This is a genomic window from Amycolatopsis sp. NPDC003731 (assembly GCF_053586895.1).
This window is the reverse complement of sequence record NZ_JBSFNC010000005.1, coordinates 89587-105308: the sequence shown is the minus strand read 5'-3', so window position 1 is coordinate 105308 and position 15722 is coordinate 89587. Positions and strand designations below refer to the sequence as shown.

Sequence of the window (15722 nt, the reverse complement as noted above, 5' to 3'; positions counted from 1 at the left end):
CACGCGATGCGGTGACGCGGGTACCGGGCGGTGGGTCGGCGCGCAGGGTGAGGCGCGGTGGTGTGGAAGGGCGCCGGATCGCCGACTCGCCGCCGCGCAATGCGGTGACACGAGTGCCAGGCGGTGGGTCGGCGCGCGGTGGTGTCGCAGCGTGGTCCCCGCGCGCTGCGGTGACGCGGGTGCCTGGCGACAAGCGTGAGCAAGCCGGAGGCTTGGGCTCGGGCTGTAGCAGTGCTGAGAACGCTTCCGCTCTTGCCGGGGCTCGGGTCAGGAGGCTGATGACCGTTGGCAGCAACAGGTCCGACACCCTCGTCGGGGCGGTTTTGGTGCGGAGACCGGCCGCTGTGGGGGTCATCGGGCGGCCGCCTGGGCTTCGCGGCGGGCTGTCTGAAGGATCTGCGCGGCCGTTGTCGCCAGTGGGCCTCTTGGTTTCGTGGGGAACTCCGCGCGCTCCACGGCTCCCCAGAGGTTGCGCTCCGGGGGCATTGAGGCCATCAGGGGTGGGCCGATCAGGGTTTCCGTGGTCACGGACGGGTCCTTCGAGTGTCCACATGCCACGATGCCGATGCGTGCCGTCAGTTTCGACAGGCGTCCCAGGACCTTCTTCGCCGCCAGGCAGGCTCGGAACTCCATCGGCACCATCAGCAGGACCAGGTCGGCTCTCAGCGCCACCTCCTCGGCCGCCTCGTCGAGACTGCGCGGGAGGTCGCACACCACCGTCCGGCCCGCGCGTCGGCCTGCGGTCAGGATCGCCGACAACGACTCGACGTCCGGGCCTTTGCCTTCGAGGCCGGAGGCGAGCACCGGGAGGCTGCTGCCGCGGTGGCTTCGCTGTGGGAGGGCCGCCGCCAGTGAGGAGACCGATGCCCGGCCGCTCAGCTGGACGTCCGGCCAGCGTGTTCCGGGCGTCTTTTCCAAGCCGAGCAACACATCCAGGCCGCCGCTGAGGGGGTCGCAGTCCAGCAGCAACGCGCCTCCCGGGTCGCGGGCGGCCGTCAGGGCCAGGGTGGCCGCGAACACCGACGCACCCGCGCCGCCGCGGCCGCCAACCACGCCGAGGACCAGGCCGGGTTGCTCCGCCGGTGTTTCGACGACGTCCGCGAACGCGCCGACCAACGCGGTTTCCTCGTCGGGCAACGAGATCACGCGCTCCACGCCGCCGCGGAACGCGTGCTCCCACGTCTCCGGACCCGGGCTGCCCTTGCAGACCAGCAGGACCCCGCCGCGCGGGGGCAGGGCCGGTGGGTGCCGCACGGCTTCTTCGTCGAGGACCACCAGCGGCGCTCGGGCCCAGCGCCCGCTCGCCGCTGTCAGGTCCGGTGCGCTGTCGAGCTCGCAGCCCGCGACCGCGGCCACGCGCAGTATCTCGTCGAGCACGGTTTCGTCCGCGGCGATCACCAGCGGTCGTTCCCCCGTCATGCGTTCCTCCCCCGTCGTCGGTGCGGGCCGTGGGTGGCCCGGGTTCCACCGTCGCGGGCGGGGGTGGGGCGGCACAACGGGTCGGGCGGCCGGCTGTGGACAACCGGGGTGTTGTGGACAACTGCCGCCCTTGCGCCCCTTTCGAACCGGTTCCGTGGGTGGCGCGTGGCAGGATCGACGCATCTGCGGTGGAAATCAGCACGGATATCCGCACGCGAAGATTCCGTGCGCTTCGCGATCGATGATTCACAAGGCGATGGGAAATGCCGAAGGTAAGCGGAAGGCAAAAAGGTCTCGGCGCGAAAAGCGGAAACCGAACCGGGAAAGGCAATCGGGAGGTAAGAGGGCGGCCCCCGCCAGGGGGGAGGGACGGGGGCCGCCGTGGGTTCAGCCCCGGGGGGTCGGACTGAACCGGCCCGGTTGGACACCGGGCTCCCTCACTGTAACTCCGCCCGGCGCAGGTTCGCGCATCGGATGAGGCACACAGTTCGATAACGGCACAGCGCGCCCGAAGTGCCTGCCTGTCATGGATTTTCCGCCCGGCGCGACGCGCGCGTGGTGGATCAACGGGACGCCCCGCGATCAAGCTCCTATCCTGGGCGGGTGGCCGAACCGAGCAGCGCGCCGTCGCGCATCCGGAAGCCGGGCCCGGAGCACGCGGTGGCCGCGTTCTTCGACCTGGACAAGACGATCATCGCTTCGTCGAGCGCGCTGGCGTTCAGCAAGCCCCTCCTCAAAGAAGGGTTGATCAACCGTCGCGCGGCGTTGCGAAGCGCATACGCGCAGCTTGTGTTCTCACTCGCGGGTGCCGACGAGAACAAAACCGAGCGGCTGCGCGCCGAAGTTTCCGCGCTGTGCGCCGGCTGGGACGTCGCCCAGGTCTCGGCGATCGTGCGCGAGACGCTGCACGACGTCGTCGACCCGCTCGTGTACGCGGAGGCGGCGGAGCTGATCGCGCGTCACCGCGAAGACGGGCACGACGTGATCGTGCTGTCGGCGACCGGCGAAGAGGTCGTCGCGCCGGTGGCGGAGATGCTCGGCGCGACCCGGAGCGTGGCCACGCGGATGCAGATCGTCGACGGTCGCTACTCCGGCGAAGTCGACTTCTACTGCTACGGGGCCAACAAGGCCGTCGCCGCGAAGCAGCTCGCCGCTACGTACGGCTACGACCTCGCCGAGTGCTTCGCCTATACCGACTCGAGCACCGACATCCCGCTGCTCGAGGTCGTCGGGCACCCGCACGCGGTCAACCCGGACAAGCTCCTGCGGCGGGAGGCCCTCGAGCGCGGCTGGCCGATCCTGGCCTTCGACCGGCCGATGTCGCTGCGCACCCGGATCCCGACGCGATCGGCCGGAATGGTGGCCCTCGGCGTCGGCGCGGTGGCCGCCGGAGCGACCTGGTACGGCCTCAGCCGTCGCCGTCGGTCGCGCTAGCCGGACACCCGCCACCCACACGGCCGTACGGCCTCCACTTTGCTTGGCCCAGCCCCGAATTGTCCGTCGCGGAGGGTGTCCGTGTCACCCGATCCAGCCTCTGTACCGGTGCACCCGTCCGCGCACTTGAAGTGACCGGGCTCACGGCGTAGAAAGTAGGTGCGGACGTTCGGTCGGCCAGGGAACAGGTAGAAGAGAAGCCTGTTCCACCCCGGCAAACCTCCGTGCGCGGACTCCGGGTACCCACGCGCAGCGCGCCGCGGGAGGCTCGTCGTCTAGGGACTGCGTAGTGGGACGCCACACGCCGAGTCCATGTAGGTACGACCAGAGTTGCACGCTTGGTCGCCCGAGAAGTTCGCGCTTGCAGGCGGCGCCCGTGGCTTCGGCTACGGGCGCCGCCTCGTCTATTTGGGGGGGTCGGCCGGCGCAAGAGACGGGCGGGCCGGGGCATCACGCGTGATTGGGGAGTCGACACGCGTGATTGGGGGGTCGACACGCGTGATTGAAGGGTCGACACGGGCGGTGGGTTTGCTACCGATCCGGGTACGACTGGCGCGTTCGTGCGGTCGGCCGATGGACATCGCCGGATTCGGTGAGTAGCTTCCCGATACTGGCGCCTCCGAGTGGACTTCTCACGTCCGACGGCGCCCGCTACTTTCTGGGAGGCTGAGTCGTGACGACCCGAAATCGGAGGTTCCATGCGCTCGCCCTGCCCGTCGTGGGGGTGCTCGCCTTCACCGGTGTGGGTGTCGCGACCGCGGCGAGTGCACCGAGCGTGAGCGTGGACGCGCAGGCCGAGGCCGCGGCGACGCAGGCCCTGCGCGGGCTGACGCTCGAGCAGAAGGTCGGGCAGCTGTTCGTCACCTGGGTGAACGGCAAGACCGCCGACGAGGTCAACCCGAAGAACCAGGCCGACTTCGGCGTCGACACCCCCGCGCAGGTCGTCGCGAAGTACCACCTCGGCGGGGTCATCTACTTCAACAACGACTCGCGCGACAACTTCGACGATCCCGTGCAGGTCGCCAAGCTGTCCAACGGGCTCCAGAAGGCCGCCGTCACGAGCGGGGCGCACATCCCGCTGCAGATCGCCGCCGACCAGGAAGGCGGCACCGTCACGCGGATGGGCGCGCCGGCCACCGAGTTCCCGAACGCCATGGCCATCTCCGCCGGGCGGGACACGAACCGGGCGACGCAGGCCGCCACGATCCTCGGCCGGGAGCTGCGGGCCGTCGGCATCAACCAGGACTTCGCGCCCGATTCGGACGTCAACTCCAACCCCGTCAACCCGGTCATCGGCGTCCGGTCCTTCTCCGGGCAGCCCGGCCTGGCCGGAGACTTCGTCACGGCCGAGGTCAAGGGCTTCGAGAAGTCCGTCGCGGCGACGGCCAAGCACTTCCCCGGCCACGGCGCCGCGCCGACCGACAGCCACACCGGGCTGCCGCGCATCGACAGCACCGAGGCGCAGTGGCGGGCCACCGACGTGCCGCCGTTCAAGGCCGCCATCAAGGCCGGCGTCGACTCGATCATGACCGCGCACATCCAGTTCCCCAGCCTCGACCCGTCGCTCGAACCCGCGACGCTGTCGAAGCCGATCGTCACCGGGAAGCTGCGCGGCGAACTCGGCTACGACGGCGTCGTCATCACCGACTCGCTCGAAATGCAGGGCGTGCGCGAGCTGCACAGCGACGCCGAGATCCCCGTCCTCGCCTTGAAGGCCGGTGTCGACCAGCTGCTCATGCCGGTGCACCTCGACGTCGCCATCGACTCGGTCCTGGCCGCGGTGAAGTCCGGTGACATCCCGATGCGGCGGATCGACCAGAGCGTGCTGCGCGTGCTCAAGCTCAAGTTCAAGAGCGGCATCCTCTTCTCGCCGTTCGTCGACCCGAACCGGGTGATGAAGACCGTCGGCACGCCGTCGAACCTCGCGACCGCCCAGGACATCGCCGACCGCGGCATCACGGCCGTCGCGAACGACGCCGGTCTCCTGCCCCTGAAGCAGAAGCCCGCGACCACGCTCGTCACCGGCTGGGGCGTCTCCACGACCACGACCCTCGCGCAGAAGCTGACCGCACACGGCACGGCCGCGACGGCCTACCAGACCGGTCAGACGCCGACGGACGCCCAAATCGCGCAGGCCGTCGCCAAGGCACAGACCGCCGACCTCGTGGTCGTGCTGACGAACAACATCGCCACCTACCCCCTGCAGACCAAGCTGCTCGACGCGCTGCAGGCCACCGGGAAGCCGGTCGTCGCGGTCGCCGCGCAGATCCCGTACGACGCCGGCTACCCGAGCGCGGTGAAGACGTGGCTGGCCACCTACGGCTACATCGGGCCGACCCTGGAGGCGCTGGCCAAGGTCATCCTCGGCGAGACGGAACCGGTCGGGAAGCTGCCGGTCGACATCCCGGCGGGCGCCGACGTGCAGACCGTGAAGTACCCCTTCGGCCACGGGCTGACCTGGTGAACCTCAACCGGCGGCACTTCCTCGGCGCGAGCGCGCTCGCCGTCCCCGTGCTGGCGGGCGGCTCGGCCGTCGCCGGAGCCCAACCCGAAGCAGCGGAGACGGCCGGCCGGGTCCTCACCGGCGCGGAGCAGCTGGCCGCGCAGGGCTGGCGTCCCCTCAAGGGCCGCAAGCTGGGCGTGCTGTCGAACCCGACCGGCGTCCTGCTGAACGGCGACCACATCGTCGACTCGATGGTCGCCGCCGGCGTGAAACCGGTGGCGGCCTTCGGCCCGGAACACGGCTTCCGCGGCAGCGCGCAAGCCGGCGGCTCCGAAGGCGACTACACCGACCCTCGCACCGGCGTCCCGGTCTACGACGCGTACGGCGTCGACGCGGCGAAGCTGGCTTCGCTGTTCACCAAGGCGGGCGTCGACACGGTCGTCTTCGACATCGCCGACGTCGGCGCGCGCTTCTACACCTACATCTGGTCGCTCTACACCGCGATGGTGGCCGCGGCGCAGGTCAAAGCCGCCTTCGTCGTGCTCGACCGGCCGAACCCGCTCGGTGGCCGCGCGGCCGGGCCGGTGCTCGACCCGAAGTTCGCCTCCGGGATCGGGCGGCAGCCGATCGCGCAGCAGCACGGCATGACCGTCGGCGAGCTCGCCCGCTTCTTCGCCGGGGAGTTCCTGCCGGGTGAAGAGCTCAAGCTCGACGTCGTCCAGGTCCGCGGCTGGCAGCGCGACACGCTCTTCGCCCAAACCCGGCTGAACTGGGTGCTGCCGAGCCCGAACATGCCGACGCCGGACACCGCGTTCGTCTACCCGGGCACCGGGATGTTCGAGGGCACGGTGTTCTCCGAGGGCCGCGGCACGACCCGGCCGTTCGAGATCATCGGCGCGCCCGGGCTCGACTGGCGCTGGCGCGAGAAGCTCGAAGACGAGCAGCTGCCCGGAGCGAAGTTCCGCGAGACCTACTTCGTCCCGACGTTCAGCAAGTTCGTCAACCAGACGTGCGGCGGCGTGCAGCTGTCCGTCAGCGACCCACGTGCCTTCGACGCGATCCGGACCGCGGTCGCCATGCTCGTCACGGCGAAGGCCCTACACCCGGACGTGTTCGCCTGGCGGCCCGACAACTACATCGACAAGCTGTCCGGGTCCGACCGGCTCCGGACCATGATCGACGCCGGCGCGGGCGTCGACGAGGTCACCGGTGCCTGGCGGGCCGAGCTGGCCGGGTTCGACCGGAGACGCCGCCACTACCTGCTCTACCGCTGAGGGGGAGACTCGTGCGTGCTAGGAAGGTGCTCGTCGCGGCCACCGGCGTGCTGGTCGCGCTGACCACTCTGACCTCGGGAGCCAGCGCCATCACCAGCCACGATCCGGCGGCCGGCCGCTTCGACCGGCCGCAGCAGGGGTTCGCCCCGCCGTGGACGACGCTGCGCGACGGACGGCCCCAGGACGTCGGCCTCGACCCGGCGCCGGTGAAGGCCGCCGAGGACTTCCTGGCGAGCTGGACGAGGCCGGACGCGTCCGGGCACCCGCACTTCTCCGGGGCGGTCGGCCTCCTCGCGCACGACGGCGTCGTCGTCGACCGGTACGCGGTCGGCGGCGCGCTGCGGTACGCCGACGCGGCAGGCACCGAACTGCCCGCGGACCAGCAGGTCCCGATGAAGAACGACACGATCTTCGACATGGCGTCGATCTCGAAGCTGTTCACTTCGATCGCCGTCATGCAGCTGGTCGAACGCGGGCAGTTCACCATCGACACGCCGGTCAGCCGGTTCTTCCCGGAGTTCGCCACCGGCGACAAGGCCGCCATCACGGTCAAGATGCTGCTCACGCACGTCTCCGGGTTCGACGCCGACCCGATCCCGTCGCTCTGGGCGGGCTACCCGGACATCCCGTCACGCCGGCAGGCGGTGCTCGACAGCCCGCTGAAGAACAAGCCGGGCACGACGTACCTCTACTCGGACATCAACCTGCTCACGCTCGGCTTCATCGTCGAGAAGCTGACCGGGCAATCGCTCGACAAGGTCGTCCACGACCGGATCACCGCGCCGCTCGGCATGACCGACACCGGGTACAACCCGCCCGCCGCCAAGCTGGCCCGGATCGCCGCGACGGAGTTCCAGGCGAACCCGCCGCGCGGGATGGTGCGCGGCAGCGTGCACGACGAGAACGCGTGGTCGCTCGGCGGCGTCGCCGGGCACGCCGGCGTGTTCAGCACCGCCGGCGACATGGCCACGCTCGCCCAGGCGATCCTCAACGGCGGCAGCTACCGCGGGCACCGGATCCTGCGGCAGGACACCGTCCGGCAGCTGCTCACGAACTACAACCAGCAGTTCCCGGACGACTCGCACGGACTCGGCTTCGAGCTCGACCAGCCCTGGTACATGGGCGCGCTGGCGTCGCCGGTCACCGCCGGGCACACCGGCTACACGGGAACGACGCTGGTCATCGACCCGGAATCCCGGTCGTTCGCGATCCTGCTGACCAACCGGGTGCACCCGAGCCGGAACTGGGGCTCGATCAACACCGCCCGCCAGGTCTGGGCGACGTCGCTGGCCAGGGCCATGGCGGTGCGGCCGGTGGCCGGGAAGGACGCCTGGACGAGCACGCTCGGTAACGCCGCCGTCGCTACGCTCAGTACCCGGCCTTTCACCACGCATAGTGATCAAGCGCGCGTCTCGTTCGCTGCCTTCGTGGACACCGAAGGCGAGGGAGATCCACTTCAGCTGCAAGCGAGCACCGACGGCGTTAACTGGCAACCGATCGCCCTATCGGTTTCGGGACCGGGCGCACCCTCCGGAATCGTGACGTCGCTCTCCGGACACGGACACCGCGCCTGGTGGAAGGCGGTGGGCACACTGCCGCAGGGCGCGTCGGTGAGCCTCCGCTGGCGTTACAGCACCGACCCGAGTTACACGGGACGAGGAGTTTCGGTGGACGGTGTGAAAGTCACCGAGAGCGGCCGATCACTCCTCGACGGTGAACGAGACCCGGCCGTTTTCACTGCGGAGGGTTGGCAGTTGACCTCTCGGTGACCGGCCGGTCGCCGAACGTCCACCACAAGCCGGATTTTACCGTCCCCTTGCCGCTTGCACCGCGACACTAAGTTGCCAAGTCGTTAGCTTGACCTCGTTAACAAGGTCGACCTGGTTGGCGACTTTCTGGTCAGTGATTAATCGCAAATCCAGATCCGCAGACACGGACGGGTTGCGATCCGACCGAAGGGTGTGGGTAGCCTTGTCGCAGATGCCAACGGTTAGTAACTTTCCGACGGTGAGTGATACCGAATCCGTAGTCGGCACGGCACCGTCCGAGCCCGTATCGGTCCAGACGGCCGTGCGGGACGCCGACTCCAGCCCGCTGGTGCGGATCCGGTCCCTGCTCCCCGGCCTGGCCCGCGCCGAACAGCGCGTGGCCAAGGTGGTGCTGGAAGACCCCGCCTCGGTGGCGCGGCGCAGCATCACCGAGGTGGCCCTGGCCGCCAACACGAGCGAGACCACGGTGACCCGGTTCTGCAAGGCCGTCGGGGTCGGCGGGTACCCGCAGCTGCGCATCGCGCTGGCCGCGGACACCGCGCGCACCGAGGCGCGCACCACGCGCAACCTCGGCGGCGAGATCGGCCCGGAGGACGACCTGGCCGCCGTGATCGGCAAGGTCAGCTTCGCCGACGCCCGTGCCGTCGAGGAGACGGCCGACCAGCTCGAGGTCGCCACCCTCGAGCGGGTGATCGAGGTCGTCGCGAACGCCGGCCGCGTGGACGTCTACGGCGTGGGCGCCAGCGCCTTCGTCGCCGCCGACCTGCAGCAGAAGCTGCACCGCATCGGCCGCGTGTGCTTCGCGTGGTCGGACACGCACATCATGCTCACCTCGGCCGCGGTGCTGAGCCCCGGTGACGTCGCGATCGGCGTCTCGCACACCGGCGCGACCACCGACACCGTCGAGGCGCTGCGCGTGGCGCGCGAGCACGGCGCGATCACCATCGCCGTGACGAACTTCCCCCGCTCCCCGATCACCGAGGTCGCCGATCATGTTTTGACGACCGCGGCCCGGGAAACCACGTTCCGTTCGGGAGCGACGGCGAGCCGGATCGCCCAGCTCACCGTCATCGACTGCCTGTTCATCGGGGTCGCGCAGCGGCACATGGACGCGTCGGTCAGCGCACTGGACGCGACCAGGGACGCAGTCGGCTCGCACCGCTTGGGGGTCAGGCCGGACGGTCGTCGCCGTCCGCGGGAAACCGGCAAGTAATGACCGGAGAAACTGTGAGGCGCATGATGACCGTCCCCGTGCAGGCGGTGCACGTCGATTCGCCGACCGAGACCCGCAATCCCCGCACCAAGGACATCGACCTGATGTCCACCGCGGGGATCCTGGGCGCGATCAACGCCGAGGACCGCACGGTCCCCGGTGCCGTGGCCGCGGTGCTGCCCCAGGTGGCGCGCGCGGTGGACTACGCGGTGGACGCCCTGCGGGCCGGGGGCCGGGTGCACTACGTCGGCGCGGGCACGTCCGGGCGGCTGGCCACCTTGGACGCGGCCGAGCTGGTGCCGACGTTCAACGTGCCGGGCGACTGGTTCATCGCGCACCACGCCGGCGGTGAGCGCGCGCTGCGGCACGCCGTCGAAAACGCGGAGGACGACTCGGCGGCGGGGGCCGCCGAGATGGCCGCGATGGTGCAGCCCGGCGACTTCGTGCTGGGCCTGACGGCGTCGGGCAGGACGCCGTACGTGCTGGGTGCGCTGCTGGCGGCGTCCCGCCAGGGTGCCCGGACCGGGCTGGTCTCGGGCAACGCCAAGGCCGCGAAGCCGGCCGGGGTGGACGTGCTCATCGCCGTCGACACCGGTCCGGAGGCGATCGCCGGCTCGACCCGGATGAAGGCGGGCACGGCGCAGAAGATGATCCTGACGTCGTTCTCCACGGCGACGATGATCAAGCTGGGCCGGACCTACTCCAACCTGATGGTCAGCATGCGGGCGACGAACGCGAAGCTGCGCGGCCGGACCATCCGGATCCTGCAGGAAGCCACCGGCATGACGATGGCGGACTGCTCGGACGCGCTCACCGAGGCCGGGGGCGACCTCAAGGTGGCGCTGGTGCACGTGCTGTCCGGCGAGGACGTCAAGAGCGCCGCGAAGGCTTTGCACGCGTCCGGCGGGCACGTGCGCAAGGCGTTGGACAACTTGAGGGTGCGAGCGAGCTAGATCTTCACCTGTTCATCTGTCTAACCTCTCAGATGAGGAAGGGCAGGTGGCGATGGCGGGCACGGACGAGGACTCGCGGCGCAGGCTGTCGCGTCGCGAGTGGGTGTCGATCGGCGGGATGGGCGGAGTCATCCTGCTGCTGAACGTCGTGGGCTGGGGCGTGCTCACGGCGTTCGTCGCGCCGCACCACTACGCGCTGGGCACGTCCGGCGTGTTCGGGATCGGGCTGGGCGTCACGGCGTTCACGCTGGGCATGCGGCACGCGTTCGACGCCGACCACATCGCCGCGATCGACAACACGACCCGCAAGCTGATGAGCGACGGCCAGCGGCCGCTGTCGGTCGGGTTCTGGTTCTCCCTCGGGCACTCGACGATCGTGTTCGTGCTGTGCCTGCTGCTGTCGCTGGGCGTCCGCGCGCTGGCCGGGCAGGTCGAGGACGACTCGTCGGCGTTGCACCAGGCGACCGGCGTGATCGGGACGTCGGTGTCCGGCGTGTTCCTGTACGTGATCGCGATCCTCAACCTGGTGGTGCTCGTCGGGATCCTGCGGGTGTTCCGGCAGATGCGCCGCGGCGAGTTCGACGAGGCCGCGCTGGAGCACCAGCTGGACAACCGCGGTGTCATGAACCGCCTGCTGCGCGGGGCGACGAAGGCCGTGCGCAAGCCGTGGCACATCTACCCGGTCGGGCTGCTGTTCGGGCTGGGCTTCGACACGGCGACCGAAATCGGGCTGCTCGTGCTGGCCGCGGGCGCGGCGACGTTCGCGCTGCCCTGGTACGCGATCCTCGTGCTGCCGATCCTGTTCGCGGCCGGGATGAGCCTGTTCGACACCGTGGACGGCTGTTTCATGAACTTCGCCTACGGCTGGGCGTTCGCGAAGCCGGTGCGCAAGATCTTCTACAACATCACGGTGACGGCGTTGTCGGTCGCGGTGGCGCTGCTCATCGGGACGATCGAGCTGGTGTCGATCCTCGCCGAGAAGCTGGACATCACGTCCGGGCCGCTCGCCGCGATCGCCTCGGTGAACCTGGACTACGTCGGGTTCGGGATCGTCGGGCTGTTCGTGCTGACGTGGGCCGTCGCGCTGGCGGTGTGGCGGTTCGGGCGGATCGAAGAGAAGTGGTCGGCGAAGCTGTCCGGTTAGGAAGCGGCGTCCGAGATGCTCTTCGCTTCCCTCGCACCGGCTTCGAACGCTTCGCAGCAGAAGAGCAGCCATCCGCGTACGCCGTCGGGCGTCCCGCTCGCGAATCCCTCCGCCGCTTCGAGGTAACGCGGGACCCGGCGGAAGAACGCCACTTCGGGCACGCTCAACGACTTCGGGTCCAGGCCCGTCGCCACCATCGTCAGCCGGGCGGCGGCTCGCGCGACGACGCCGTCCGCGCTGCCGAACGGCTTGAGCGCCAGCAGTTCCCCGTGGACGACCGCCGTCAGGACCGGGCCTGGCACCGACGTCGCCCCGGTCACCAGCTGGGCCAGCAGCTCCAGCCGGCCGCCGCCGGAGTGCGGGCGCCCCAACGCGTCCAGGTCGTCGACGAGGTCCGCCGCGGCCAGGACGTGCAGGCGTGCCAAGGCTTGCAGCGGCGCCCGGCGCCACGTCGGCAGCAGCGACTCCAGGGTCTCCGCGACGCGCAGGGCACCGGCCAGCACCGGGTCGGCGACCGCGCCGTCGAGGGGCAGTTCCGGGTTCGCGCCTTCGATGCCGGCCGATGCGCGAGCTGCGCGCACGGACGCCTCCGCCGCCGTCGCCGCGCCGCCGCGGAGGTTCGCGGGCAGGCGGTGGACCGCGAACACCGCGTCCTGCGCGGACTTCGCCGCCGCCGCGACGCCTTCGAGGTCGAGGAGGGGCTTCAGGGGGTCGCTCATGCGTCGAGCACCTGTCCTTCGCGGGTGACCACGGGCGGCAGGACCGACCACGGGAAGTTGATCCAGCGGTCGGTGTGCCGCCAGACGTACTCGCACTTCACCGTCGAATGCGGCTTCTCGTAGACGACGGCCGAGCGGACCTCGGCGACGTGCTCGAGGCAGAAGTCGCGGACCAGCTTGAGCGTGGCGCCGGTGTCGGCGACGTCGTCGGCGATCAGCACCTTCTTGCTCGTCAGGTCGACGACGTTGGGCACCGGCGGCAGCATCACCGGCAGGTCGAGGCGCTGGTCGACGCCGGTGTAGAACTCGACGTTCATCACGTGGAGGTTCTTGACGTCGAGCGCGTAGCCGAGCGCGCCGGCCACGAACAGGCCGCCGCGGGCGATGGAGAGGATGAGGTCCGGCGCGAAGCCGTCTTCGGCGATGGTGTGAGCCAGTTCACGGCTCGCCGTGCCGAACAGCTCCCAGCTCAGCTCTTCCCGCTCTTCGCCCATCGAGCCCGTCCTTCCGTCGTGGTCCGCCGAGCATAGGCAACCCGGAAGTGGCCTCTGAAAATGATCAGAAATTGGCTATCCGGAGCAGCCACTGACCGATCTACCGTTTTCACGTGAGCGACTGGAACACCCGACCGACCCTGTCCGGCGAGCACGTCCGCCTGGAGCCGCTGTCCCCCGAGCACGCCAAGGGCCTCCTGGAAGCCGGCGCCGACCCGGGCATCTGGGCCTGGCTGAGCAGCCGGCAGCCGCAGGACCTCCCCGCGGCCGAGCGGCTGGTCGAGCAGGCGCTCGCCGACCCCGATCGCCGGGCGTTCGCGCAGATCGACGTCACCTCCGGCCGGGTCGCCGGGACGACGTCGTACTACCAGGTCGTCGAGCAGCACCGGATCCTGTCGATCGGCCACACGTGGATCGGCGCGGACTGGCAGCGCACCGGGCTGAACACCGAGTCGAAGCTGCTCCTGCTCACGCACGCGTTCGAAACCCTTGACGCACAACGGGTCGCGTGGGAGACGGACATACGGAACCTTCGCTCGCAACGCGCCATCGAACGGCTTGGCGCGCTTCGCGAAGGCGTCTTGCGCGCGCACCGGATCCGGCCCGACGGGTCGTCGCGCGACACCGTCCTCTACTCGATGCTCGCGCCGGAGTGGCCGGCCGCGAAGGCCCGGCTGAACGAACGCTTAGTCACCGCGGCTCGCCTGGCACGGTGAACCGGCCGGCCAACGTGGGTGCAACCTTTTACAAGGCGGACTAACGTCGCTAGCGTGCCGCTAGCCGTCATGTCGGCGCACTACAGGAGGCCTTGCAACCATGACCGAGCAGTCCCCAGCCCTGGACAACCTGCTCACCGAGAGCCGCACCTTCCCGCCCAGTGACGAATTCGCTGGCCAGGCCAATGCGAAGGCCGATCTCTACGCCGAGGCGGACGCCGACCGCGAAGCGTTCTGGGCCAAGCAGGCCGAGCGGCTCACGTGGGACACGAAGTGGACCACGGTACTGGACTGGACCAATGCGCCCTTCGCGAAGTGGTTCGTCGGCGGCAAGCTGAACGTCGCCTACAACTGCGTCGACCGGCACGTCGAGTCCGGCCACGGCGACCAGGTCGCGATCCACTGGGTCGGCGAGCCGGGCGACACCCGGGACATCACCTACGCCGAGCTGAAAACCGAAGTTTCCAAGGCTGCCAACGCACTCGCGTCGCTGGGCGTCACGGCCGGCGACGTCGTGGCGATCCAGCTGCAGATGGTGCCCGAGGCCATCTTCGCGATGCTCGCGTGCGCGAGGATCGGCGCGCTGCACAACGTCGTCTTCGGCGGCTTCTCGCCGACGGCGCTGCGGGCCCGCGTCGACGACGCCGCCGCGAAGATCGTGATCACCTCCGACGGCCAGTTCCGCCGCGGCAAGGCCGCGCCGATGAAGGCCAACGTCGACGAAGCGCTCGACGGCGCCGAGACCGTCGAGAAGGTCATCGTCGTCAAGCGCACCGGCGACAAGCTCGAGGGCGACGTTCCGTGGACCGACGGCCGCGACCTCTGGTGGCACGAGCTCGTCGACGGACAGTCCGAAGAGCACACTCCCGAGGCCTTCGACAGCGAGCACCCGCTGTTCATCCTCTACACGTCCGGGACGACCGGGAAGCCGAAGGGCATCCTGCACACCTCCGGCGGCTACCTGACGCAGACCGCGTACACGCACCACAACGTCTTCGACCACAAGGCCGGCGAGGACGTCTACTGGTGCACCGCGGACATCGGCTGGATCACCGGCCACAGCTACATCGTCTACGGCCCGCTTGCCAACCGCGTCACGCAGGTCGTCTACGAAGGCACGCCGAACACCCCGCACGAGGGCCGGCACTGGGAGATCGTCCAGAAGTACAAGGTCTCCCTCTACTACACCGCCCCGACGCTGATCCGCACGTTCATGAAGTGGGGCGCGGAGATCCCGGAGAAGTACGACCTATCGTCGCTGCGGGTGCTGGGTTCGGTCGGCGAGCCGATCAACCCGGAGGCGTGGATCTGGTACCGCGAGAACATCGGCGCGGGCAAGACGCCGATCGTCGACACGTGGTGGCAGACCGAAACCGGCGCGATCATGATCTCGCCGCTGCCGGGCGTCACCTCGACCAAGCCGGGCTCGGCGCAGAAGGCGCTACCGGGCATCTCCGCGAAGGTCGTCGACGACCAGGGCAACGAGGTCGGGCCCGGCGGTGGTGGGTACCTGGTGCTCGACAAGCCGTGGCCGTCGATGCTGCGGGGTGTCTGGGGTGACGAAGAGCGCTTCAAGGACACCTACTGGTCGCGCTTCAAGGAGCAGGGCTTCTACTTCGCCGGCGACGGCGCGAAGTACGACAACGACGGTGACGTCTGGCTGCTGGGGCGCGTCGACGACGTGATGAACGTGTCCGGCCACCGCATCTCGACCACCGAGGTCGAGTCGGCGCTGGTCTCGCACCCGACGGTGGCCGAGGCCGCGGTCGTCGGCGCGACCGACCCGACGACCGGCCAGGGCATCGTGGCGTTCGTGATCCTGCGCGGCAACGCCGTCGACGGCGGCGAGGAGGCCATCCAGGCGCTGCGCAACCACGTCGCGAAGGAGATCGGGCCGATCGCGAAGCCGCGGCAGATCATGGTCGTGCCGGAGCTGCCGAAGACGCGCTCGGGCAAGATCATGCGCCGCCTGCTGCGCGACGTCGCCGAGAACCGGCAGGTCGGTGACGTCACCACGCTGGCCGACTCGTCGGTGATGGACCTGATCTCGTCGGGCCTGAAGTCGGGCAAGTCGGAGGAGTGAGCTAGCGTTCTCGCCGTCAGAGCCCTTCCGGCTTCGCGCCGGGAGGGCTCTGTCATGACAC

The 15722-nt window shown here is 69.8% G+C and carries 12 protein-coding genes; 9 read left to right on the top strand and 3 right to left on the bottom strand.

Translation table 11 applies throughout. The annotated features are described in order from the left end of the window. Positions 1-351: 351 nt before the first annotated feature. A complete protein-coding gene (ssd, locus tag ACWDN5_RS03890; protein ID WP_449674279.1) occupies positions 352-1419 on the bottom strand; it encodes a septum site-determining protein Ssd in 1068 nt (355 codons plus the stop codon). Positions 1420-2022: 603 nt separating this feature from the next. On the opposite strand from ssd, the gene ACWDN5_RS03885 reads away from it, so the two are divergent. The 7 genes from ACWDN5_RS03885 to ACWDN5_RS03855 all read left to right on the top strand — a co-directional run bounded on the left by ACWDN5_RS03885 (position 2023) and on the right by ACWDN5_RS03855 (position 11649). Next, positions 2023-2853 carry an HAD family hydrolase gene (locus ACWDN5_RS03885; RefSeq protein WP_310969158.1) on the top strand — a complete coding sequence of 277 codons (831 nt, stop codon included), beginning with the start codon at positions 2023-2025 and terminating at the stop codon, positions 2851-2853. Positions 2854-3577: 724 nt separating this feature from the next. Beyond that, positions 3578-5317, top strand: a complete 1740-nt coding sequence (locus ACWDN5_RS03880) for a glycoside hydrolase family 3 protein (protein WP_449674316.1) — start codon at positions 3578-3580, stop codon at positions 5315-5317. Next, a complete protein-coding gene (locus tag ACWDN5_RS03875) occupies positions 5314-6570 on the top strand; it encodes an exo-beta-N-acetylmuramidase NamZ family protein (protein ID WP_449674277.1) in 1257 nt (418 codons plus the stop codon). Before ACWDN5_RS03880 ends, ACWDN5_RS03875 begins: the two co-directional genes overlap by 4 nt. Positions 6571-6617: 47 nt before the next feature. Next, a complete protein-coding gene (locus ACWDN5_RS03870) occupies positions 6618-8339 on the top strand; it encodes a serine hydrolase (protein ID WP_449674314.1) in 1722 nt (573 codons plus the stop codon). A gap of 238 nt (positions 8340-8577) precedes the next feature. Beyond that, positions 8578-9552 carry a MurR/RpiR family transcriptional regulator gene (locus ACWDN5_RS03865; RefSeq protein WP_449674275.1) on the top strand — a complete coding sequence of 325 codons (975 nt, stop codon included), beginning with the start codon at positions 8578-8580 and terminating at the stop codon, positions 9550-9552. 23 nt (positions 9553-9575) lie between these two features. Next, a complete protein-coding gene (locus ACWDN5_RS03860) occupies positions 9576-10505 on the top strand; it encodes an N-acetylmuramic acid 6-phosphate etherase (RefSeq protein WP_449674273.1) in 930 nt (309 codons plus the stop codon). A gap of 52 nt (positions 10506-10557) precedes the next feature. Further along, positions 10558-11649 (top strand): HoxN/HupN/NixA family nickel/cobalt transporter, encoded by a 1092-nt coding sequence (locus ACWDN5_RS03855; protein WP_449674271.1) that lies wholly within the window; start codon positions 10558-10560, stop codon positions 11647-11649. Here ACWDN5_RS03855 and ACWDN5_RS03850 read toward each other — a convergent pair. After that, a complete protein-coding gene (locus ACWDN5_RS03850; RefSeq protein ID WP_449674269.1) occupies positions 11646-12368 on the bottom strand; it encodes an oxidoreductase in 723 nt (240 codons plus the stop codon). The genes ACWDN5_RS03855 and ACWDN5_RS03850 overlap by 4 nt on opposite strands. Further along, complete coding sequence (locus ACWDN5_RS03845) at positions 12365-12862, bottom strand: phosphoribosyltransferase (RefSeq protein ID WP_310969167.1); 498 nt, start codon at positions 12860-12862, stop codon at positions 12365-12367. Before ACWDN5_RS03845 ends, ACWDN5_RS03850 begins: the two co-directional genes overlap by 4 nt. A gap of 113 nt (positions 12863-12975) precedes the next feature. On the opposite strand from ACWDN5_RS03845, the gene ACWDN5_RS03840 reads away from it, so the two are divergent. Continuing rightward, positions 12976-13578, top strand: coding sequence for a GNAT family N-acetyltransferase (locus tag ACWDN5_RS03840; RefSeq protein ID WP_449674266.1), 603 nt, complete (start codon positions 12976-12978; stop codon positions 13576-13578). A gap of 100 nt (positions 13579-13678) precedes the next feature. Continuing rightward, positions 13679-15661 carry an acetate--CoA ligase gene (gene acs / locus ACWDN5_RS03835; protein WP_310969170.1) on the top strand — a complete coding sequence of 661 codons (1983 nt, stop codon included), beginning with the start codon at positions 13679-13681 and terminating at the stop codon, positions 15659-15661. The last annotated feature ends 61 nt before the right edge of the window (positions 15662-15722 follow it).